This is a genomic window from Psychrosphaera saromensis, assembly GCF_002954545.1.
GTDB classification, from domain to species: domain Bacteria; phylum Pseudomonadota; class Gammaproteobacteria; order Enterobacterales; family Alteromonadaceae; genus Psychrosphaera; species Psychrosphaera saromensis.
This window is the reverse complement of record NZ_MSCH01000003.1, coordinates 2,230,546-2,252,086: the sequence shown is the minus strand read 5'-3', so window position 1 is coordinate 2,252,086 and position 21,541 is coordinate 2,230,546. Positions and strand designations below refer to the sequence as shown.

The 21,541-nt window shown below is 36.1% G+C and carries 22 protein-coding genes; 6 read left to right on the top strand and 16 right to left on the bottom strand.

Annotated elements, in window-relative coordinates; translation table 11 throughout:
* Positions 1-3: 3 nt before the first annotated feature.
* Positions 4-219 (bottom strand): YgaP family membrane protein, encoded by a 216-nt coding sequence (locus BTO11_RS10120; RefSeq protein ID WP_105052490.1) that lies wholly within the window; start codon positions 217-219, stop codon positions 4-6.
* A gap of 733 nt (positions 220-952) precedes the next feature.
* Here BTO11_RS10120 and BTO11_RS10115 point away from each other — a divergent pair.
* On the top strand, positions 953-1,228 hold the full coding sequence (locus tag BTO11_RS10115) for a damage-inducible protein J (protein WP_105052489.1): 276 nt from the start codon (positions 953-955) through the stop codon (positions 1,226-1,228).
* A complete protein-coding gene (locus BTO11_RS10110) occupies positions 1,225-1,500 on the top strand; it encodes a type II toxin-antitoxin system RelE/ParE family toxin (RefSeq protein WP_105052488.1) in 276 nt (91 codons plus the stop codon). Before BTO11_RS10115 ends, BTO11_RS10110 begins: the two co-directional genes overlap by 4 nt.
* Before the next feature lie 51 nt (positions 1,501-1,551).
* On the opposite strand, the gene BTO11_RS10105 is transcribed toward BTO11_RS10110, so the two are convergent.
* The 3 genes from BTO11_RS10105 to BTO11_RS10095 form a co-directional block, all read right to left on the bottom strand.
* A complete protein-coding gene (locus BTO11_RS10105; RefSeq protein ID WP_105052487.1) occupies positions 1,552-1,854 on the bottom strand; it encodes a hypothetical protein in 303 nt (100 codons plus the stop codon).
* A 536-nt stretch (positions 1,855-2,390) separates the two neighbouring features.
* Entirely contained in the window at positions 2,391-3,017 is a 627-nt protein-coding gene (locus BTO11_RS10100; protein WP_105052486.1) for a hypothetical protein, read from the bottom strand.
* A 592-nt stretch (positions 3,018-3,609) separates the two neighbouring features.
* Positions 3,610-4,254, bottom strand: coding sequence for a hypothetical protein (locus BTO11_RS10095; protein ID WP_105052485.1), 645 nt, complete (start codon positions 4,252-4,254; stop codon positions 3,610-3,612).
* Between the two features lie 594 nt (positions 4,255-4,848).
* Here BTO11_RS10095 and BTO11_RS10090 point away from each other — a divergent pair.
* Entirely contained in the window at positions 4,849-5,262 is a 414-nt protein-coding gene (locus tag BTO11_RS10090) for a LexA family protein (protein ID WP_105052484.1), read from the top strand.
* Positions 5,250-6,506, top strand: coding sequence for a Y-family DNA polymerase (locus tag BTO11_RS10085; protein ID WP_105052483.1), 1,257 nt, complete (start codon positions 5,250-5,252; stop codon positions 6,504-6,506). The genes BTO11_RS10090 and BTO11_RS10085 overlap by 13 nt, the downstream gene beginning before the upstream one ends.
* Before the next feature lie 198 nt (positions 6,507-6,704).
* Here BTO11_RS10085 and BTO11_RS10080 read toward each other — a convergent pair whose 3' ends face one another.
* The 12 genes from BTO11_RS10080 to BTO11_RS10025 all read right to left on the bottom strand — a co-directional run bounded on the left by BTO11_RS10080 (position 6,705) and on the right by BTO11_RS10025 (position 19,407).
* Positions 6,705-7,109 carry a hypothetical protein gene (locus BTO11_RS10080; protein WP_105052482.1) on the bottom strand — a complete coding sequence of 135 codons (405 nt, stop codon included), beginning with the start codon at positions 7,107-7,109 and terminating at the stop codon, positions 6,705-6,707.
* Between the two features lie 102 nt (positions 7,110-7,211).
* Positions 7,212-7,730 (bottom strand): hypothetical protein, encoded by a 519-nt coding sequence (locus tag BTO11_RS10075; protein WP_146105477.1) that lies wholly within the window; start codon positions 7,728-7,730, stop codon positions 7,212-7,214.
* 73 nt (positions 7,731-7,803) lie between these two features.
* Positions 7,804-8,247, bottom strand: coding sequence for a hypothetical protein (locus BTO11_RS10070; RefSeq protein WP_105052480.1), 444 nt, complete (start codon positions 8,245-8,247; stop codon positions 7,804-7,806).
* Between the two features lie 94 nt (positions 8,248-8,341).
* Positions 8,342-8,899, bottom strand: coding sequence for a hypothetical protein (locus tag BTO11_RS10065; protein WP_105052479.1), 558 nt, complete (start codon positions 8,897-8,899; stop codon positions 8,342-8,344).
* Positions 8,900-9,009: 110 nt separating this feature from the next.
* Positions 9,010-9,708, bottom strand: coding sequence for a hypothetical protein (locus BTO11_RS10060; protein WP_105052478.1), 699 nt, complete (start codon positions 9,706-9,708; stop codon positions 9,010-9,012).
* Positions 9,709-9,771: 63 nt separating this feature from the next.
* Positions 9,772-10,632, bottom strand: a complete 861-nt coding sequence (locus tag BTO11_RS10055) for a DUF1444 family protein (protein ID WP_181135885.1) — start codon at positions 10,630-10,632, stop codon at positions 9,772-9,774.
* Positions 10,633-10,707: 75 nt separating this feature from the next.
* On the bottom strand, positions 10,708-11,382 hold the full coding sequence (locus BTO11_RS10050) for a hypothetical protein (protein WP_146105476.1): 675 nt from the start codon (positions 11,380-11,382) through the stop codon (positions 10,708-10,710).
* Positions 11,383-11,496: 114 nt separating this feature from the next.
* A complete protein-coding gene (locus BTO11_RS10045; protein ID WP_105052475.1) occupies positions 11,497-11,940 on the bottom strand; it encodes a hypothetical protein in 444 nt (147 codons plus the stop codon).
* Positions 11,941-12,357: 417 nt separating this feature from the next.
* Positions 12,358-13,254, bottom strand: a complete 897-nt coding sequence (locus BTO11_RS10040) for a bile acid:sodium symporter family protein (RefSeq protein ID WP_105052474.1) — start codon at positions 13,252-13,254, stop codon at positions 12,358-12,360.
* Between the two features lie 340 nt (positions 13,255-13,594).
* Positions 13,595-17,644, bottom strand: a complete 4,050-nt coding sequence (gene hrpA / locus BTO11_RS10035; protein ID WP_373295209.1) for an ATP-dependent RNA helicase HrpA — start codon at positions 17,642-17,644, stop codon at positions 13,595-13,597.
* A 123-nt stretch (positions 17,645-17,767) separates the two neighbouring features.
* Positions 17,768-18,199 carry a CBS domain-containing protein gene (locus BTO11_RS10030; RefSeq protein WP_105052473.1) on the bottom strand — a complete coding sequence of 144 codons (432 nt, stop codon included), beginning with the start codon at positions 18,197-18,199 and terminating at the stop codon, positions 17,768-17,770.
* Positions 18,200-18,375: 176 nt separating this feature from the next.
* Complete coding sequence (locus BTO11_RS10025; protein WP_105052472.1) at positions 18,376-19,407, bottom strand: isoaspartyl peptidase/L-asparaginase family protein; 1,032 nt, start codon at positions 19,405-19,407, stop codon at positions 18,376-18,378.
* A gap of 285 nt (positions 19,408-19,692) precedes the next feature.
* Here BTO11_RS10025 and BTO11_RS10020 point away from each other — a divergent pair, with 285 nt between their 5' ends.
* Positions 19,693-19,953: a TraR/DksA C4-type zinc finger protein gene (locus tag BTO11_RS10020; RefSeq protein WP_146105475.1), complete on the top strand. Its 261-nt coding sequence runs from the start codon at positions 19,693-19,695 to the stop codon at positions 19,951-19,953.
* 103 nt (positions 19,954-20,056) lie between these two features.
* The gene (sbcB, locus tag BTO11_RS10015) at positions 20,057-21,490 is read left to right on the top strand and encodes an exodeoxyribonuclease I (protein ID WP_105052470.1); all 1,434 of its coding nucleotides are present in this window, start codon (positions 20,057-20,059) and stop codon (positions 21,488-21,490) included.
* Positions 21,491-21,541: the final 51 nt, after the last annotated feature.

Here is a 21,541-nt window from a genome sequence, read left to right as displayed (position 1 = left end):
AAGCTACTTCCCTAGCGCTAATTCTTTTTCCGTTTTAAAACCTAACACTTTTTTCATAATGATTGACGCTGGGCAAAAGCCTGTGAAGCTTTGTTGAAACAAGTTTGCACCAATAAATACAGTAAACCACATAAAGTTTGGGTGTACATACACAGTAAGAGCAACCGACAACAAAATCATAAATCCTGCAAATGCATTTAACGCTTTTTCTAATGACATATTCATACTCCAATAACTAATAATAAATTAATAAAACACACCTCTACGGTATGCATTAGAATTATCTAATAAATATATAGTACATTAGATTTTACTAATTTATAAATAACTTATATTAGCGTTTTCTAAATTAATATAGTTTCTGGTTATATTGAATTAGGGATTTTTAATTGATGAGCTTTAAAGATTTAAAGATTTAAAGATTTAAAAGACTGTTTCACCTGCTGTGCAGGTTGTCAGTTCCCGACACAACCTTAAACTTAAATTTTAAAAGATAAAAGACTGTTTCACCTGCGGTGCAGGTTGTCAGTTCCCGACACAACCTAAGCGAGTACATCCATGTACTCGACAATACCTTTTTCAACAGCCAAAAAGGTAGGCCAAAAAGCCGCCCGTAACCAAACATCCTATTTGTATCAAATACTAACTTTTATCATCAAATACGGAAAAACATTCGTCCCTGAACATTTTCCTCAATTGGGCATCCATGCCCAACCGATTTGAGAAAAGTTATATTTTATACAGATGTTTTAAATCGGGAGTAAAAGCAGAGCCAGAGCTAAAACCAGAGCAACAGCGAAAAGCAACAAAACCCAAGAGCTAACGCTAGTGAGCTTTTATCTGGTTTAAATTAATCCTGACTCGTTTTATTTACCCCGCTTTATTTTAGTTGTCACAGCAAAACATCAGTGCTAACGTTTGTACACACAACATAAATTTAAGGTAAGTTCTAATGGATGCACGTATTCAATTTAGAGTTGATGAAGAAACCAAACGTTTAGCGCAATTAATGGCTGAAAGCCAAGGACGTACTTTAAGTGACGCATGCCGTGAGCTAACAGAAAGCTTAGCCGCTGAGCAACGAAAGACGATAAGTCACGACACATGGTTGCTAGAAGAAGTGAACGCTGCATTTGAAAAGTTTGATGCGGGTGAAGCTAACTTTGTTGAGCATAATGATGCTAAAAACCAGATGGAAGCAAGAAAGATGAAGATCAGAAATAAATGATATTTTGGGAAGAACAATCATTAAATGATCGAGAACAGATATTTGAATTCCTATACAACTTCAACCCCATCGCGGCTGAGAAAACAGACCAAATAATTGAGTCAAAAGTAGAAGCCTTACTTGAACAGCCTTTAATGGGCGTTGAAAGAGCGTTATTTAAAGGACGCTTATTAATTATTCCCGAAGTATCTATGATCGTATCTTATTTGATTGACGGTAAAAATATACGAGTCATGCGCGTTTTACATCAAAAGCAAAAGTTTCCAGTTTAAGCTTAAGCTAAGTTTATTTAACAGTGTTTACATTCCTATTCCTGTTTAAAGTTAATTACTATTTGCACTAGCTTTACACAACTGAACAGTCAGTCCTGCAGTCAAACCTAAACCATCATTTTCCGGATGAGACCAAGCTTTTACGGCGCATAGAATAACTTTTCGCGCATCTGTCGTTCCACCACACAACTCCACAGATTGACCTACTGTAAAGCCGAGCTTCTCCCACGCTATTTTGTAGCAAATTGTAGGTTCAGTATCTGCTATAGGTTCAGTTGTTCCGCTTTCATCAGCGAATGCACCACTGCAAATAGAAAACAATACGAATATTAAGATATAGTTAGTTAATTTCATTAAAGCTCTCCTTTATTTTAAAAGTTATTTTAACAATATCTCAAAGGCGAGCAACACTCATTACCAACTTCAGAAAGACTCAAAGACATAGCTTTCCAAACGCTTACTTAAGCGGAAAAATATAGTTGGCTAAAAAGCAACCAATGCCGACATCTACTCTAATTTATTTAAATTCACTCTGACTCTGTTTATTATAAACCTTTAAAAGGCGGTTTCACCTGACGGCGAGTTACCTTTTTGCAACAGCTCAAAAATGTAACCGAAAAAAGCCGCTTCCAACAAAATCTAATACTTAATTAAATATTATTTTATTTACAAAAACAGACTGGAAAATCGTCCCTGACAGCCAGTCTTTTCTCAGCATCCATGCTTCAAATTTTATAAAAATAATATTAAATGAAGTGATTTTGTGATGGAGAAATAAAAGCAGAGCAAGAGCGAAAAAGCAACAAAGCCCAATAGCTAACGCTATTGGGCTTTGTTTGGTTTAAATTAACCCTGACTCGTTTTATTTTTAAGCACATACTATGTTTTTTTTAGTAAAACCTTGAATCTGCAGTGAAATTAAAATTACTTATTTCGATGCTTATTGGAGAAAATACAACCGTAAAACCAAACTTACTACTTTCTATAATATTAGCTGTTACCTCTTCCGGAATACTACTGAAATTCAACTTAGGAGGTATTCGCATAGGCACTGAAAATAAAACTCGAAAGGTGTTATTTGCCGTTTTTAATATCAATGGTTTATTCGGCAAATCAGAACGTGACTGAATTGGAATTAACTCAGAAGTTATAAGCTTTATAACTTCTTCAGAAAGATCGCCACGCTCATTACTAGGCGAATTTCTATATTTTTCAAAATTATTAATTGCAGCTTCCATGGACGAATACTGTGTTACTACTTTTTGTAAAATCTCATCTTTATAATTATGATTAGCAAGTTGATCCTGATAATACTTGAGTATATCTTCCTTCTCTTGTAAGCCACTAGTATTAGTGTGTATTTGTTCAATGGATTTTGCCATTTTTAAAGATTGTGCATCAGACGCAGCCCTTGACTTAATACCATCCCAACCAGCTGTAGAGATTATAATACCAGTGATAAGAGGTAAAATTACTGTACTAATAAAACTGGGCCAATAAGTGGCGATTAAATCCATAGTACGATTACCCCTAATACCTTAACAATATAACGTGAACATCCACTCTAATTCGCTCAAACATATAAGTCAACTGAGTAGCAGCGAACCGCAGGTTCGCGCTTTTGCTTTTCGCTCTGCTCTACCTCCCGATTCAAAACATCTGTATTAAATATAACTTTTCTCAAATCGATCGGGCATGGATGCCCGATTGAGGAAAATGCTCAGGGACGAATGTTTTTCCGTATTTGAAGATAAAAGTTACTATTTAATACAAATAGATATTTGGTACGGGCGGCCTTTTTCGCCTACCTTTTTTGGCTGTTGAAAAAAGGTATGGTCGCCGAGAGGCGAAACCTTAAAGTTCAGACAAATACGATGTATCAGCAAATCTTCGAGTCACGAGATACGAGCTGCGAATTAAAAGCTTTAACGAAGCCACCAGCCTAAGTTAACTTTTTGGGCTGTTGCAAAAAGGTATTGTCCATGAGTTTAAAAGCTGGAGCCTTACCATCTAAATAACATCCTAATTAAATATATGGATACCATCAAAAATCGCAGGCTATTTACTCCAATTAAGAGCTCTAGCCCATAGATTGGATTGGGGTTTGATTCACAGCTCGCCCTTTCTAATTTTCAATAACTTTCCTGTATCAATATCTAATTTATAAACAGAAACAACGAATGAGCCGAGTGGTACATGAATAAAATGACGTTCATCATCAAATGGTTCGTCAAGTTTTGCATACCATAAAGGCCCTGTGGCACCATCAATTAACAGTTTATCTTCTTCCTCTTTGGTTAAATTTAACTGCAGTTGGCCTTTGCTAGGCACTAACTCACCTTGATTATTACTTATATGATACCCACAGAGTATCCGTATATATTTTTGGGTTGTTGTCCAATTGTTATGTCTATCAAACCTTCCATCAGTTACCTCACTCAAAAAATGAATATTTTCACCTACTTCATTATCTTCTTTATATAACCTCATTGAATCTACCGTTTCATCCCCATCAAAATACGGTTCATTTAATTCATAAGGAGGCTGAGACCGCCACATTAAATGTCCATCCTCTTTTGAAAAACAAAATACAGCTCTGTAATTATTCTCTTCATCATCAATATAAAAATAAGGTAATAGTATAAGCCGATCCTGTAATTCAATTACATGAGCTATTTCTTTACACGCGACGTCTATTGGATATTGCCTACCACTATCATCTTCAAAAACAGTACATTTTTTTAATAATTTCATTCATTAATCTCTGGCGGTAGAGCTTGGACATCCGCTCTAATTTTTTTAGAAATAAAGTTGTCACCTACTCTAATTTGGTCAAACATATAAGTCAATTGAGTAGCTGCGAGCCGAAGGTTCGCGCTTTTGCTTTTAAGTCTCCATCACAAAATCACTTTGTTAAATATTATTTTTTATAAAATTCGAAGCATGGATGCCTGATTGAGGATTAGATACTTAGTGACGGGCGGCGCTCTATTTCATTATAAGTGCCGCCTACCTTTTTTGGCTGTTGAAAAAGGTATTGTTCACTTCATGGATGAAGGGATGTCATCAGTACAGGGATGTATTATTGATGACCGCCGTGGATGTATTCGCTTAGGTTGTGTCGGGAACTGACAACCTGCGCCGCAGGTGAAATAGTCTTTTAATCTTTAAAAAAAACAAATTAAGCCACCTACGTTTTTTGGCTGTTGAAAAAGATAACCAGCCGCAAGCGAAAAGTCTTTTAAATAAAGAAAAAAGAACAATAACGTCATCACGCAAATATATAACTTTTATAAAATACAAATCAAAACTATACTGTATTTATACACAGTTACTTAATGCGATATTATGAAAGTTATACCTATCAATATTGACGCAGGGATATCAGGATTTGAGTCCCCAGCTGCTGAATACACAGAGTTGGGGCTATCCCTCGACAAACTCCTTGTTAAACATCCAAATGCCACGTTTATTGGACAAGCTAACGGTGACTCCATGCAGGATGTTGGGATATATGAAGGTGACTTACTCATTGTTGATAGAGCAGAAGCCACTATTCAAGGGGATATTATCGTTGCCAATTACAACGGTAACTTGGTGTGTAAAATCTTAGACAAGCAGCGTAAGCAACTTCTATCGGCCTCTATAAACCACCCTCCTGTTTCTATATCTGATGCTGACGAGTTTCAGATTGAAGGTGTTGTGATCCGCTCTGTTAGATTACATCGCAAAAGTAGAGAGCTATTATCTTGTTTGCCTTAGTTGATGCTGTAGCCTTTTACGCTAGTGCTGAAAAGGTGTTTGACCCAAGTATTAGAAAGAGACCTGTTGTTGTTCTAACCAATAACGATGGTTGTGTTTGCGCGGTTAGCCCAGAGGCTAGGAAGCTTAACGTGCCTAAGTTTGAACCTTACTTCAAATTAAGAAAGTTCCTAGAGCAACATAACGTTGTGGTTCGCTCTTCCAACTACGAGCTATACGCAGACTTAAGCACTCGCATGATGAATGTAATTGGTCGTTTCTGTGATAACCAATACATTTACTCTATTGATGAAAGCTTTTTACAGTTCACTGGATTTAAGTCAATTATTGATGACTGGCACGCGTACGGCCAAGACATTAGGCTAGCGGTTTGGCGTGAGACAAAGCTTCCTGTCGGTGTAGGGTTTGGCACAACGCCTACCTTATCAAAGGCGGCTAATCATGCAGCAAAAAAGTTAGAGGGTTATAACGGTGTTGCGGTTATTGATGATGATTATTCGGCAAATGAAATACTGGCAAAAATGGAAGTAACCGATGTATGGGGAATTGGGGGGAGATTAGGCAAAAAACTCAACATGATGCGTATTTACACAGCGTTAGATTTAAAGAAACAAAACCCTAAGTACATGCGTAAACAATTCTCAGTAGTTGTAGAGCGCACAATAGAAGAGCTAAACGGTCAGGTTTGTATATCTTGGGATGATGTAAAACAACCTAAACAAGAGATATTCAGCACAAGGAGTTTTGGGGAACGTGTAACGGACGTACACGACTTAAAGTCGTCCCTATCTACTCATTGCTCTATTGTTGGTAAAAAGCTCAGAGAGCAAAGCTCAATGACAAAACAATTAATAATATTTGCACACAGCTCACCGCATGAAGATAACTTTTATAAACGCAGTTTCTTATATGAATTCCCTGTTCCAACAAGTGATTCCAGAGTCTTAGCCAATGCGGTTAATGAAGTATTACCTCAACTTTTCCATAACGGCGTACGTTTTTATAAAGCTGGAATTGGGGCTATTGAACTTGTCTCAGAGCAGTTTATGCAAGCCGACTTATTTACCCCAACACTGAACAACAGCAAATTAATGAACAGCCTAGATTCAATCAACAAAGTATTTGGTAAAGGCACTATTAGACTAGCCAGCGAACAACAAACTAAGTCATGGGAAATGAAGCGGGATTTTTTAAGCCCAAGATACACAACTCGCTGGAGTGATATACCTAAGATTCAATGCTGAGCTGGAAGGTTTTAAGCTGTGGCATCTATAACGAGGACATCCACTCTAATTTGCTTAAACTTATAAGTCAATTGAGTAGCAGCAAAGCTTCGAGTCACGAGATACGAGCTGCGAGTTAAAAAAGCTTTAACGTGGACATCCACTCTAATTTGCTTAAACATATAAGTAAACTATTGTTCGTAGGAGCTCTAATCCCTTTTAATCTTTCGTTGTTAGCGAAAAATTCTGAATATTTGACTCTTTGTTTTTATAAAGGACAACTACTAAATCTATTTCTACACTTTTTCCAAGCTTGATATTACACCAATACCTTTTGTGGCCTAATATCATGTGTGCCAGATTAGAAACATCCTTAATATAGCCGATACTAACATCGCTTTTATCAACTTTTTTAAGAACAGCCTCAGCTCTTTGATAGACCACTTTTGTGGACTTTTGATCCGAAATAATATGTTCAAGGTAGCTCTTCACATCTGCAGAACCCATTACAAGATCAAAGCTTACGACTTTACCATCGCTTTTGCTGGGTGAACTATAGTATTGGTATCCCATACTCAAACCCAAAATACTTAATAATACTAAAGCAATTAAATAACGTTTCATTACTTATAAGCCTCATAATTTAACGTGGACACCCACTCTAATTTTACTGATTTATATGATTTTCTGTGGAGATAGGTCAGACTATGTCCCTTCTATTTATTTTTATTTTCGTCTCATATTTTCGAAGGTGTCAATACATTCAAATCGACTGAGAAAAGAGAGTAAAGCTATAGACGATATATTAGGCTTATTAATCAGCACTTTTTTAGCCTCCTTAAAGTTAACACTACCTTTAACTGTGTTTAATGCAACTAACGTAGCCCACAATTCAACATCATTAGATTTTTTTTGTTTTGCAAGGTAAAACATCTCTGTAATTGCTGGAAAATAACAATTTTGAGCAGCTAAATTTAAGAATTCACCTTTCTCTTTTTCAGTTAATTTAAAAATACTATTTTTGTACATATTAAATAGAGCATAATTACTACCTAATTGTTTTGCTCGGAGCATCCAATCAATATATAAATCTCTTTTACCAATAAGCTTAACTGAGCAATTTTGAATTTCAATTGACGATAATTCAGCCATATTATCTAAATCGCAATTTGCCAAAGTTTCATTTGAAATAAAACTGATTAGAAAAACAACTGCCATTCTAAGTTTTCGGTTTAAAAGTCTCAAACTGACCTCCATTTTAGAAGAGAATATAACGTAGACCCACTCTAATTTTTTAAATTAACTCAGAGCCGTTTTATTACTCACAGTTTTTGGGGCCAAATCGAGTACCTACATCTAATGTCCAACATTCAGGTTTATTTGTAACATCTACTAAAGCTGGATACCAAGTACCATCACTATGATTTGTTATTGACCTAAGAATATACTTTCTATCTTTTTCTACATCTATGCTTAATTCAACAGAACCAAAAGATTTATTACCTCCATTAAAGTAGCTCACCTGCAAGCTATGCTTACCTGAGATAAACTCTATTTCGTACTCATTAGTGAAGCCACCACTTGGAATTATGTCATAACTATGATCGTCATCGATTGCTTCGATTCGAATAAAAGCTACTGGCTTTACTAATGCTACGCTATTCACTGATGGAGAATTATAAGTTTTTACAATTATCGGCTTGCTTGTTGAAGAACAACCAACTAAAAATACAGCTAATAAACTGACCCTTAAATTTAACACAAAAACATCCTTAAATTATCTAGTAGTATAACGTGAAAACCCACTCAAATAACGTAGACCCACTCCAATTTATTTAAATTAACTCTGACTTGTTTTATTCGTTGTTCTTAGAAATAAAATGATTTTCGCAAGTTTTAAGTAACTTACTTTTTAAAACAAAATCCACATCTCCAGTTGATAAAGGAATTGAGTGTTCAATGTTACCAACACTTGCTTTTACAGGTATAGTTTTGTCTCTAGTAAGTTTACTTAATATTTGTTTCGCATTTTCACCACGAATATAAAAAGTAGTACCGTACTCATTCTCATATGACTCAAGGGAAATGCCATTTACTTTTAACTGTAAAGGTACATCTAATTTATCACCTAAAAATCCAAACTTATCCGCTGAGCTGTAAACGCCCAAACTAAACTGTAAAACGTATTCATTAGGTTTTAAATTTATTGATTTTAAATACTCACTTATATCATGCTCTTTACTTACAATTGCAAAACCAACCGAATATTGAATAACCTCATTTTCATTGATATCTAATCTACCAGATGAATAAAAGTGGCAATTTGTACCAGACTCTCTAAATTCCCAACGAACACTCTGGGCATTTGTATTAAAAAGAACTAACGCCCCAAAAAGCAGAGTTAGAAGTTTCATATAGAATCAATCCATTTTGTATAAAATTTATTTAAGAAATAGTAATGTTTAACGTAAACACCTACTCTAATTTGCTTTAATTAGTATGTAATAATTTAATTTTGAATAATTTAATTTTGATTAATTAAATTATTAGCTTTTTTATAATCATCAAATATATTTCTAAGCTCTGCAAATGGTTTTAGTCCTAGTTCAGTAGGATTATTAGGTAGTTTTTTATGATCAATATAGCGAATATGCTTTACCACATCATACTCACCTAAAGCCATGTCGAGCAATAAGTATGAACCCGCTATAAATATATTCGATTCTTCTTTATTAAAATCTGGGTGGTATATGACTAAATCAAAAAAGCCATTTTCAACACGGGAATATACCCAAATGTTAGAAACATCAAATTCTCTATCAGCGTAAAGCAACTTGAACCCTTCATAACCTTCTATTCTAGGTCGAAAAGCAATAACAGAAAATAACTTAAGCTGTGGAGCACTGTTAACTAACGATTCAACATACGGGAATGTTTCTGAAATACCACCAGCACTTATGATAAATTCTCGCTTACCTTCTTTGACATAAGATATTTCGAATGTGATGTTATCTTCAAATCCTGATAATTTAGATGAGATTAAATCAAATACGTTTTCCTGATCTTTTTCAAAGTTAAAAATAACATTCTCATTTTTAACAAACCATTTCCAAAATTCTTGCTCTTTACTTTCCTTTGCGAACAAGCCCATTGGAAGTACTATAAATAATGTTGTTAATATAAAATTTTTCATAAACATTTTAAACATAGGTAGCTTTGTCATCTATTACCTTGTTAGTCATTTATGACAACTTAAGAATAACAAGAGCACCTAACTTAATTTTCCTTATTTGGGTTTATATAACTCCCAAGCGCCATTAATCCTAATGAAGCCAATATTTGTTATTGGGTAGGCAAGATTATTCGTATTCTTACTAATAATTCCTGAAACTCTTTTCAAACCGTCTAAGTCTTCTGAGCCTGTTATAAGCACTGTATCTCTAGATGGCATATGGACTACGATATCACCTTTAACCGGAAATATTTTTTTATCCCAAAGACTATCAACTACAAAGAACGACGCTTCATAATTACCGTCAGCTACTAACATGGATAAACTGGAAGGGTCACCTTGTACACTTAGCCCAGCAAACTCACGTTTTAGATTTTCTATTGATAAAGGGAGTAACTCAGTTTGTTTTAATTCAAGTTTTATAAGATCGTTTTCATTGAGAAAACGCATAGAGTTTTGAGTATCCAAAGCAAAAACCAAATACAGCACTTCATTTAGTTTTTTATAAAGAAAAGGCATACCTTTATTTTCGTACTTTGCTTTAGCCATTAAGCTTATTTGTAAAATATAACTTTTATCTTTAATAACTGGAAATATTCGACTTTTATCTAATGACGTCGATAATTTTAATGCATTCTCAAGTAAGGAATTACTGTATTGTTCTAAAATAGGACTCAAGTCTTCAGGATTAGCTTTGTATTGTAAATATGCATTATGCAAATTAGAACTTTGTTTAAGGCCTGATTTTGTTTCATACTCTACAGCTAAGCTTGCTGTTTTCTTTACTAATAATTCTGTGTTTTTCTTTTGAATTATTGTTATATATCGATTAGTAAACTCGTCTTTTGAAATATAATCTGCAGCCACAGAATCTGTTACAAAAATAAGAACAAAAGCAATTAATAAATACTTCACATTTTCTCCAAAAATCATTTTAAAAGCCGCAAGGTGTAACCTGTTTAACATGCTTTTTATCTAGTAAAGTAATATTTATAAATCACCAACTTTAGGCAACAAGTTTTTATTTAAGATCTTAAATGAAGCTAAGTCGACGACCATTGAATAAACTTCATTTTGATGAATAAATACAACAAAAAGATTACCGTCTGAGTTTAAACTAGATTCAACTATATTATTGTAATCTGTAATAATTTCAGTGTACTCAGAGCCATCTACCCTACTTATTGCAAAAGTAAGCTTGTCTGTATGATCTAATTTTTGGTCATTATTGGTATCACTATTAATGACTTCATATGAGATACCTAGAGTAAGAGAGTTATCTTTAAACTTTCTATCGACTAATGGCTTAATATCAATTATTAATTGCTCAGTGGTAGGAAATAACCAAGCTGCATGATTCGTGTTTCCATTGAGTAAAAGTACGTTTTTTGATCTTGTTGGTGTATAACCGTAACTACTAGAACCAAAGCTTTCCAGTCTAATATCTTGTTGGCTTTTTTCTACTGAAAGTTTTTCTGATTCTAGCGGAATGATATGAAAGTCAGTATTACCAATTTTACGAGGATAACCTAAACTCCATTTTTCTTCTTTTTTATCATCTTGAGCTAAATTTAATATTGGTTGTTCTACAATTTCGTCTTTAAATAGCTCTGAGAACAGTTTATAAGAAATAAACAACGTAGCTGTAACAATTCCAATGAACAAAACTAATCCATTAAAATTCCAAATCAATTTAAAAAATCTATCCGTTTTCATACTACTTCCAAATAATTAACATATACCGTGGATGTTCAATCTAATTTTGTAATGCTTTTTTTATTAATTACACATACTATAATCAATTACTGATTTATCTTGCTTAGTCCCCTCAAAAACTTCAATTTTGCAACCAGGTAAATGATATTCAAACGTAGAATAATAAGACTTTCCTGCTTCTGGTGTAAAAACTAAAGTTGAATCGCATGTATATAAAATAGTGTCTGCGATCTGTGCGCGTAAAGTAATTGGAGTACCAACCTTCACCTTAGTTTCCACGATATTTTTATCACTCATAAATGTATGTCCAAGCATTATACCTGACACCATTTTACTTGCCTTACATCTCTGTTCAGTGCCAACAAGTAAAGTGCCTCCACCAGGGCCTGAAGGAGTCATTAATTCAAATACAATGTTTGCTGAAGGGATGTTATTTGCCGGTGGTTTATACTTACTAGCACACCCAGTTAATACTATAATAGCTACAATCAAAGATAGAATTTTCATGATTTTCCTTTATAAATAAAAAACTTATATAACACCCACTCTAATTTGGTCAAACATATAAGTCAATTGAGTAGTAGCGAACCGCAGGTTCGCGCTTTTGTTTTTTGCTTTTAAGTCTCCATCACAAAATCACTTTGTTAAATATTATTTTTTATAAAATTCGAAGCATGGATGCTGAGAAAGGATTGGTTGTCAGGGACGATTTTCCAATCCTTTTTTATAAACAAAAATAACTATTTAATGAAGTATTAGATTTTGTTGGAAGCGGCCTTTTGGCCTACCTTTTTGGCTGTTGAAAAAGGTATGGTCGCCGCAGGTGAAACAGTCTTTTAATCTTTTAATCTTTTAATCTTTTAATCTTTTAAAACAAATTAAGCCCGCCCCGTTTTGGGTGGTTGCAAAAAGGTAACTTCAACCTCAAGACAAAACCTTCAGCCCTCGCCTTTTAAACATAATAACTATTGCAGCTATGATAATTTGTAACGCACCATAAAGTAGAACGGTAAAAAGAACCATGTCGCCAATTATATTGGCGCTTCCAACTATTACAGGGAACATTGATGCTTTTATCATTACACCCAAATTAACATTACGCACAATAACTTCCATTTCTATCGCGGTACTATCACTCTTTGAAAGACCCAACACTTTTAACATTAACCATGTAAAACAAAGTAAGCTGATAATGAAGAGACTAACTAACATCATATTATGAGTGCCGTAAGCGTCTATATCTAAACGGCCTGCACTAGCAGAGCCAACCACAATGAGAATAATACCAACAAGAGAAAGTCGAATGCTCCAGGCCGATATCCAGCTCGCGTGATTGCTAATGTAGCGTAAAATCAACATGCCAATTATCAGAGGAAGAAGCAGAATGAAAGTAATGTCTCTAATGATTTGGTCGGCGGGCATAGTAAAGTTGTCTGGTAAATACTCGGTGATCAATAACCCCAAAATCAATGGCGTTGTTAATAAACAAGCGAGGGTGGTTAATCCAGTAATTGAAATGGAAAGAGGCACATTTCCTTTAGCTAAATAGGTAAAAATATTAGATGTTGTTCCACCAGGAATAGCGGCTAATAGAGCGATGCCAATAGCAACACCTGCTAACACATCAGTAAAATAAATAAAGCCAAATGCCAATAATGGAATTATAACTAATTGTAATACTACGCCAATACCAACCGACTTAGGTTCTCGTGCAACGTCTTTAAAATCATTAAACGTTAACGTAGCGCCCATTCCTAACATCGCGAAGAAAAGCTGTATTGCTGCAAACCAATATTCATATTGAATATATAACTCACCCATAAAATATCCTTTAAAATTAAATCTTACTTCTTGCAGTAGTATTTATTTTGCCATTAACAATACGGGTCAATATAACCTAATCACCTATAAAACTATACTGCTATAACGTGAATGGCTGTAGTCAGGAGTGTCGAGTTGCGAGTGTCGAGTTGAGAGTTGAGAGTTGAGAGTTCCGAGTTCCGAGTTGAGAGTTGAGAGTTGCGAATTGCGAGTGTCGAGTTGAGAGTTGAGAGTTGCGAGTTGCGAGTTGCGAGTGTCGAGTTGCGAGTTGCGAGTAAAAAGAATAAAAAAGGAACCTTATGGTTCCTTCTTCACTTAAAAACAACAACTAAAAATCACTCTACCCCAACTCATTAATCGCCTGTTTAATGCGTTTAATAGATATTGGATATTTAGTGCCAATACCTTGAGCGAACAGAGATACGCGTAACTCTTCTATCATCCAGTACACGTCAGTGATCGCAGTTGGGATTGGTAACTCTTTTGGCAGTTTGTCGGTTAGCTTGTCGTATAAGTCGTAAATTTTGTCTAGGTCAATTTGATTCATGCGGTCTTTATTCGCATCAATTTTAATTTTCTCTAAACGTTTTTCTAACGCTAACACGTACCTGTAAATATCTGGCAAGCGGTCAATGCCACATTCACTAACAAAGCCTTTATAAATTAATGAATCTAAATGTGCTTTGATATACGCATTGGCTTGGATCATATCAAAACTGATCTTGCCTTTAAGTTGCTTAGATATCTTATGGCCTACCAGTAATATTTTTTCTACTTGCATAGCAGCATCAAAAACAGTGTCGTTTAACTCGCCTCTGATCTTGTCTCGTAATGCATTAAATGCATCTTGAGTTCGGGGTACATTATCGGTGACTTCTTTGGTGATCACCGCACGAATACAGTCACTTATAAGCTGATCAATTTGACCAAATGGATTGAAGTACAATACCAGCTTTGACTTGTTTGGCAGCTTTTGTTGCAAGTGTTTTATTGGTGATGGCAAGGTCTTAAAAATAAGCTCAACTATGCCTGCTAAGTGACTCGCCTCTGCGACTTCTTCATGATCTAACAGCTCAACATTCACTTTGCTGCCAGTTTTTACCAGTGCAGGAAACGCTTTGATTTGGTAATTACCTTGGCTTTTCATATAGCTTGCTGGTAAGTCACCAAAGTCCCAATCTTTAACATCGGTTTTTTCAATGTCGTCGGTGGCTACGGCTTTGATTGTCTTTTTAACTTGTTGTTGTAACGACGCTTTAACCTCGTCCAAGTTAAAGCCTTGGCCGATAATATTTTCTTTATCGTCCACTACTCTAAAGTTAATTTTTAAGTGTTTTTCTAACTTGTTTAACACCCAGTCTTCTTTATTTAACTTCACGCCTGTCATTCTAAACAGCGCTTCTGTGATCACGTCGATAAATGGCACGGTATGATCTGTGTATTTTTCTTTTAGTCTTTGTAATAACGCATCTGCGTAGTTTGGTGCAGGTACAAAGTTACGTCTTAACTGTTTTGGTAGTGACTTAATAAGCGCCATGATCAGCTCGTGACGGTAGGCTGGAATATGCCAGTCAAATTCGCTGTCGGTTACTTGATTCAATAACGGTAATGGAATTCGGACAGAAATACCGTCGGCAAACTCTTCGCCCGGTTCAAAGTCGTAATCCAGTGGTAATCGTAAATTGCCCTGACGCCAAAAATCTGGATAAGAAATCGCAGAAAGCTCAGTGCCGTCTGACAACATAAAGTCTTCTTTTTTGGCTTTAAGTTGCTCTTGGTCGTTGTTCTTAATCCACTTTAATAAGTCGGTTTTGCTGGCTATATTTTTTGGTAGTTTCTTTTGGTAAAAGCCAATCAGTTCTTCTTCATCTACCAATAAATCGCGGCGTCTAACTTTGTTTTCAAGACGTTGGATGTCTTCCATTAACTCACTGTTGTGAGCTAAAAAATCGAGTTTGTGTCCAAGTTGACCATTAACTAATGCGTCACGGATAAATATCTCGCGGCTTATAACTGGGTCTATTTTGTCAAAGTTAACACGGCGTTTTGGCACAATAACTAAACCGTATAAGGTTTGTTTTTCAAATGCTTGAACACTGCCCTGTTTTTCGCTCCAGTGCGGCTCTGAATAGTTTTTGGTCATAACATGTTGTGCCAACGGCTCAACCCATTCAGGTTGAATACGAGCGGCATAACGAGCAAACAGTTTTGAGGTTTCCACCAACTCTGCCGCCATCACCCATTTGGCGGATGTTTTAAATAAATGCGAACCTGGGAATATGTGGAACAGGCTGTTTCTGGCGCCTTCGTATCCTGGCATACCTGGACGTTTGTCTTTGCTCGGCTTTTTATCCGTGTCTTTTATTTCTTTTTGACCAATGTGACTCAACAAACCAGACAATAAGGCTTGGTGTAAACCTTGGTAATCTCGTTGTACTGTTGGTATATCATTTAATTCGTCGTGGCTGTTATCAAGAGCATTAGCTTGTGCTGATGCGTCTCTTGTTTCTTGGCTTTGCGCTTTAGCGGCTTTAACGTTAAAACCTAGCTCAGACACACTTTGTTCTATTTGATAAACCAAGTCTTGCCATTCGCGAATACGCATGTAGTTTAAAAACTCTTGTTTACATTGTTTTCTAAACTGACTGCCAGAGACTTGATTTTTCTTAGCTATTAAATAATCCCAAAGATTTAAGTACGCGACAAAATCTGAGTCTTTATCTTTAAAGCGTTTATGTAATTCATCTGACTTTTGTTTAAAGTCTGACGGACGTTCTCTTGGGTCTTGAATACTAAGTGCGGCCACAATCACAATAATTTCATGCAAACAATTACTACTGGCTGCGGTAAATATCATTTTGGCCAATCTTGGGTCTACTGGAATGCGGCTTAAACTTTTCCCAGACGGCGTTAATTTATAACTACTTTTAGCTTTAGGATCGGTATTTTCCGTTATCGCCTGTAACTCTTCCAACAAACGTAAACCGTCGTTAATAAAACGGCTGTCTGGTTTTTGAATAAACGGGAAGTCTTCTAAGTCGCCTAGATTCAGCGACATCATTTGTAAAATAACCGACGCTAAGTTGGTTCTTAAAATCTCTGGCGCGGTAAACTCTGGACGCGATAAAAAGTCGTCTTCACTGAATAAACGAATACAAATACCAGCTTCAGTACGACCACAACGACCTTTTCTTTGATTAGCACTGGCTTGAGAAATTGGCTCAATTGGTAAACGTTGTACTTTAGATTTGTAACTGTATCGTGAAATTCTTGCTGTACCTGTGTCGATAACGTACTTAATACCAGGTACGGTTAACGAGGTTTCAGCTACGTTGGTGGCTAAAATAATTCGACGATTATGATGCGGTGCAAAAATTCGATTTTGTTCGGTTGCCGATAAACGCGCGTACAGAGGTAAGATTTCGGTATTGCGTAAATTACGTTTGGCTAAGGCGTCTGCGGTGTCACGTATTTCTCGTTCCCCGTTCATAAACAACAGAATGTCGCCGCTACTTTCCCGTGCCAGTTCATCTACAGCCGCGTAAATAGCGGTTATTTGGTCATTGTCATTATTGGAGCCGCCAGCAGATTCGTCGCTTAAATATTCTGATGACACTTCATCTAAAGGTCTGTAACGCACTTCTACCGGAAAGGTTCTGCCCGTTACTTCAATAATTGGCGCACCTTTAAAATGCTCACTAAAGCTTTGTGGGTCTATGGTTGCCGAGGTAATAATGACTTTTAAGTCTGGACGTTTAGGTAATAGCTCACGCAAATAACCTAATATAAAGTCGATGTTTAAACTGCGTTCGTGGGCTTCATCTATGATAATGGTGTCGTACTGGTTTAAGTATCGGTCGTGTTGCATTTCTGCTAACAACACACCATCCGTCATTAATTTCACATAAGTATTGTCACCTACATGATCTGAGAATCTAACTTTGTAACCTACGGCTGTGCCCATTTCACAACCTAATTCATCACAAATTCGGGTTGCTACGCTGCGAGCTGCAAGTCGTCTTGGTTGTGTGTGCCCAATTTTACCTTCAATGCCTCGACCAAGCTCCATACACATTTTTGGTATCTGTGTTGTTTTACCTGATCCCGTTTCACCGGCGATGATCACAACCTGGTTTTCGCTAATGGCTTTTTTTATTTCAACATGTTTTTGGCTAACTGGCAGCTGTTCTGGATATTCAATTTTAGGTAAACCAGCAATGCGGGTTTCCCTAAGGGCAATAGACTTGTCTATGTCGCGCTGTAATTTATCCAGTGCATTTGACTGTTTATCAAGATCTTGAATTTTCTGGATACGACGAAGTCGACTAGATAAGGGATGAAGATCTTGTTTTAAAACTTGTTTAAGATTTAACGAATTAATTTCAGGCACAATAATATTAAGCACTATAGATAAAAATTAGGAATGTAATTGCCTGCATTCTACCACTTTTAATCAGTGACAAAAAAGCCCCAAGCTAAAGTAGATTGAGGCTTTTACAAAATATAATTTTAATTATATGAAATGATGACCATGTTCATAAATTGAATGAAAGTGCATATCGAGCGCTTTTAAAACCTTGGTACGGTTAATCGTGCCAACTAACTGCTCATTATCGTCAACTACAGGATAATTTTTAGGCTTAGTACCTGACATTTCAACAGCGAGTTCTAAAATGCTTTCATACGGTTTTTTAGTTAGTACGTCTTTTTTCATTACATCCGATACGTTTTTTGAAAGCTCACCACTATGGTAAGACGAAGATAACATGGATTTTATACAGTCTTGTTCAGAAAGAAAACCAATAACTTTTTTATCATTATTAATTACAACGGCGCCTGTAGTATTTGACTCTAATAGTCTTTCAACCGCTTCAACAACACTTTCAGAGCCATTAAAAAAAATGGCCCGATGATCCATATAATCTTCTATTTTTAACGATTCCATCCACTTCCCCTGCTGTTTTAGTATTATTATTTGGATTTACTTGTTTGTAGTTAATTTAACATTAGAACTAAAACGATGTTTCTGCTGTATTTTCGTCCAAAAATAATTCTATTTAAACAAAGGGGGAAATGCATAAATTTGCACTAAGTTTTATCTTAGTGCAGTTTATATTCTGCCTATTTAAATATTTCAACCGACTCATCACCATTAGATGATTTACTCGCTCGATACATTCCAGTGGTATTGAATGGCATATGGATATTGCCTTTTGTATCTAAAATAATGACACCACCTGTACCACCGACAGGCAATAACACATCATGGATAACTTCATCACCCGCTTCAACAATGCTTTTGTTTTGGTATTCCACTCTGGCACAAATATCCGATGCCACGTTATAACGAATAAAATATTCTCCATGACCCGTCGCCGATACAGCACAACTTGTATTGTCAGCGAAGGTTCCGGCACCAATAATAGGAGAATCACCAACTCGGCCCCAACGTTTAGCCGTCATTCCGCCTGTTGATGTTCCTGCGAATAAATTACCATTTTTATCTAGCGCTACCGCACCTACGGTCCCGAATCGAAAGTCCTCTGATGCTGACCAGTTTTTGCTAACCTGCATTTTTGCTTTGGCTCTTTTTAATGATTCCAATCTACGCTCGGTGTCGAACATTTTATTACTAACTGGAGTCATACCTTGTGAAACTGCGAAGGCTTCTGCCCCTTTACCGCTTAACATAACGTGTTCAGATTTTTCCATTACTGCGATAGCTAATTCAATTGGGCTTTTAACGGTTTTAACGCCTGCCACTGCACCAGCTTGTCTGTTTGATCCGTCCATTACCGATGCATCAAGTTCATGCTCGCCTTCATAAGTGTAAACCGCACCAACACCTGAGTTAAACAGTGGAGACGTTTCCATTATTTGAATTGCAGCAAGAACCGCTGTTTGACTAGTGCCGCCATTTTCTAACACTAAGTAACCGGCGTCTCTTGCTTCTTGTAGTTTTTCTTTGTATTGAGCTTCTACTTCATCTGTCATTTTACTTTTTAAAATAGTGCCCGCACCACCGTGGATAGCGATTGCAAATTCAGCTTTTACCGTGTTATCTGTAGAAGCGTTATCTGAACAAGCAGTAAGTGCAAAAACTAATGCAATGCTTGTTATTAGTTTTGTTTTTATTATTGTTAATGCTTTCATGGATCACCTTTTATTTGGCATATTTAATTATGCGCTTATGAGTTGGATCTAAGCCTTTATACGGGGCTGTTTATCTTTCATTTTTTGTAACCCTGGCGCCTATTTAACTGTCTGGTTAAAATTGACAAGAACGATGTTGCGGTGAAAAATAGCCCCTAATCCAAACGATACTACACAAACTTATTTCAGATCAATTCACATTAAAATTTAGACGTTATGCTAAGCAGTACATAATTCATAACTGACTAGTACCTCCTTATGCTTTACCAAGAGCTTTACCAACTAATGAAATACAAACGTGACGAGCTTCACTCTCGTCTGTCGAGTATTCAACAAGATTTCAGTTCAGAGTCATCGACTGACGATGTTTTATTTTCTATTGCTCATCAAACCAAGGTGGAGTTGTCCGAAATAAAAAGTCTTATTAACGATATAGAGCAAGGCTGCTTTGGTTTATGCCAAAACTGTGGAGAGGTAATTGAGCTTGAATCACTTAATCATAATCCTTTTGAAAAAATCTGTAATCGATGTAAAACGGATAGTTAATGCTTTAATTTTAATCTGTTACTAAACAATCGATAGATTCACTTTGACGATGCCTTTGTAACCCTTTAAAGTCGGTACTTTGTATATTTACTGACAAATTATAATGACTGACTCAACAGAAACTCTATATTGGTACGATTTTGAATCTTGGGGCACTAGCCCAAAGAAAGATAAACCCTCACAGTTTGCCGGCATCAGAACCGACTTAGACCTAAATATTATAGGCGAGCCACTTGTTGAATACTGTCAAATTCCCAATGACTATTTACCACACCCTGAAGCGGCCTTGATCACTGGCATTACGCCACAAAAAACCTTACAAGACGGTTTGATTGAACCCGAGTTCATTAAGAAAATTCATTTAGAGATCAGCAAGCCAAATACAACTTGTATTGGTTACAATAATGTACGTTTCGACGATGAAATGATCCGTTATACGCTATATAGAAACTTTTACGACCCGTATAGCTACAGTTGGCAAAATGGCAATTCTCGTTGGGACATATTAGATATGGTGCGTGCTTGTTACGCATTAAGACCTGAAGGCATTAATTGGCCAACGGATGATGAAGGCAAACCTAGCTTTAGACTAGAGTTATTAACCAAAGCAAATGGCATAGATCACGGTGCAGCGCATGATGCATTGTCTGATGTTATCGCCACCATCGAATTAGCTAAGTTAATTAAAACCAAACAGCCAAAACTTTATAGCTTCTTGTTTGAACACAGACATAAGAAAAACCTTAATGATTTGATTGATGTCTATCGCTCTACGCCATTGGTTCATACCACAGGTATGTTCTCGCCTTGGCAAGGTTGTACATCTTGGGTTGCCCCTATCGCGTTTCATCATAAGAATAAAAACGCGGTGGTTATCTACGACTTAACTAAAGATCCAACGCCTTTATTGGCATTAACAGCAGAAGAAATTTCTGAAAAGTTATATACCAAAACAGAAGACTTAAACGGTGAAGAGCGTATTGGCTTAAAACTGGTTCATTTGAATAAATGCCCAGTCCTCGCACCAGCAAAAACCTTATTACCTGAAAATGCCGAACGTTTAGGCATAGATAGACAGTTATGCTTGGATAACTTAGCGATTATTAAAAACAATCCTGAGTTAAAAACCAAACTTGCTAAGGTTTTTGAGTTTGAAAACGAATTTGAGAAAGAAACAAACCCGGAATATCGTTTATACGACGGCTTTATTTCTGACGCTGACAAGCAACAGATGAATTATATACATTCACATCCAATTGCAGAGCAATGGAAACTAGAACCTCAGTTTAAAGATCAACGATTAGTACAATTGTGGAGACTCTATAAGGCTCGTTACTTCACATCTAGCTTGTTACCAGAAGAATTGAATTGGTGGCAGCAGTATAGAACTGACAAGTTAATGAATGGGTTAGATAAACCTAACTTAACCTTTACTGAATTCCAGCTAAGTTTAGAGAACAATGCAGAAGCCAATCAAGATAATCCAGAAAAAACGGCTATCTTGAAGTCGCTATATCACTACATACAGACGCTTTAGGTTTTAATAGTTAACAATTAACCTTTATAAAGCTCTCAGTAAAATCAAACA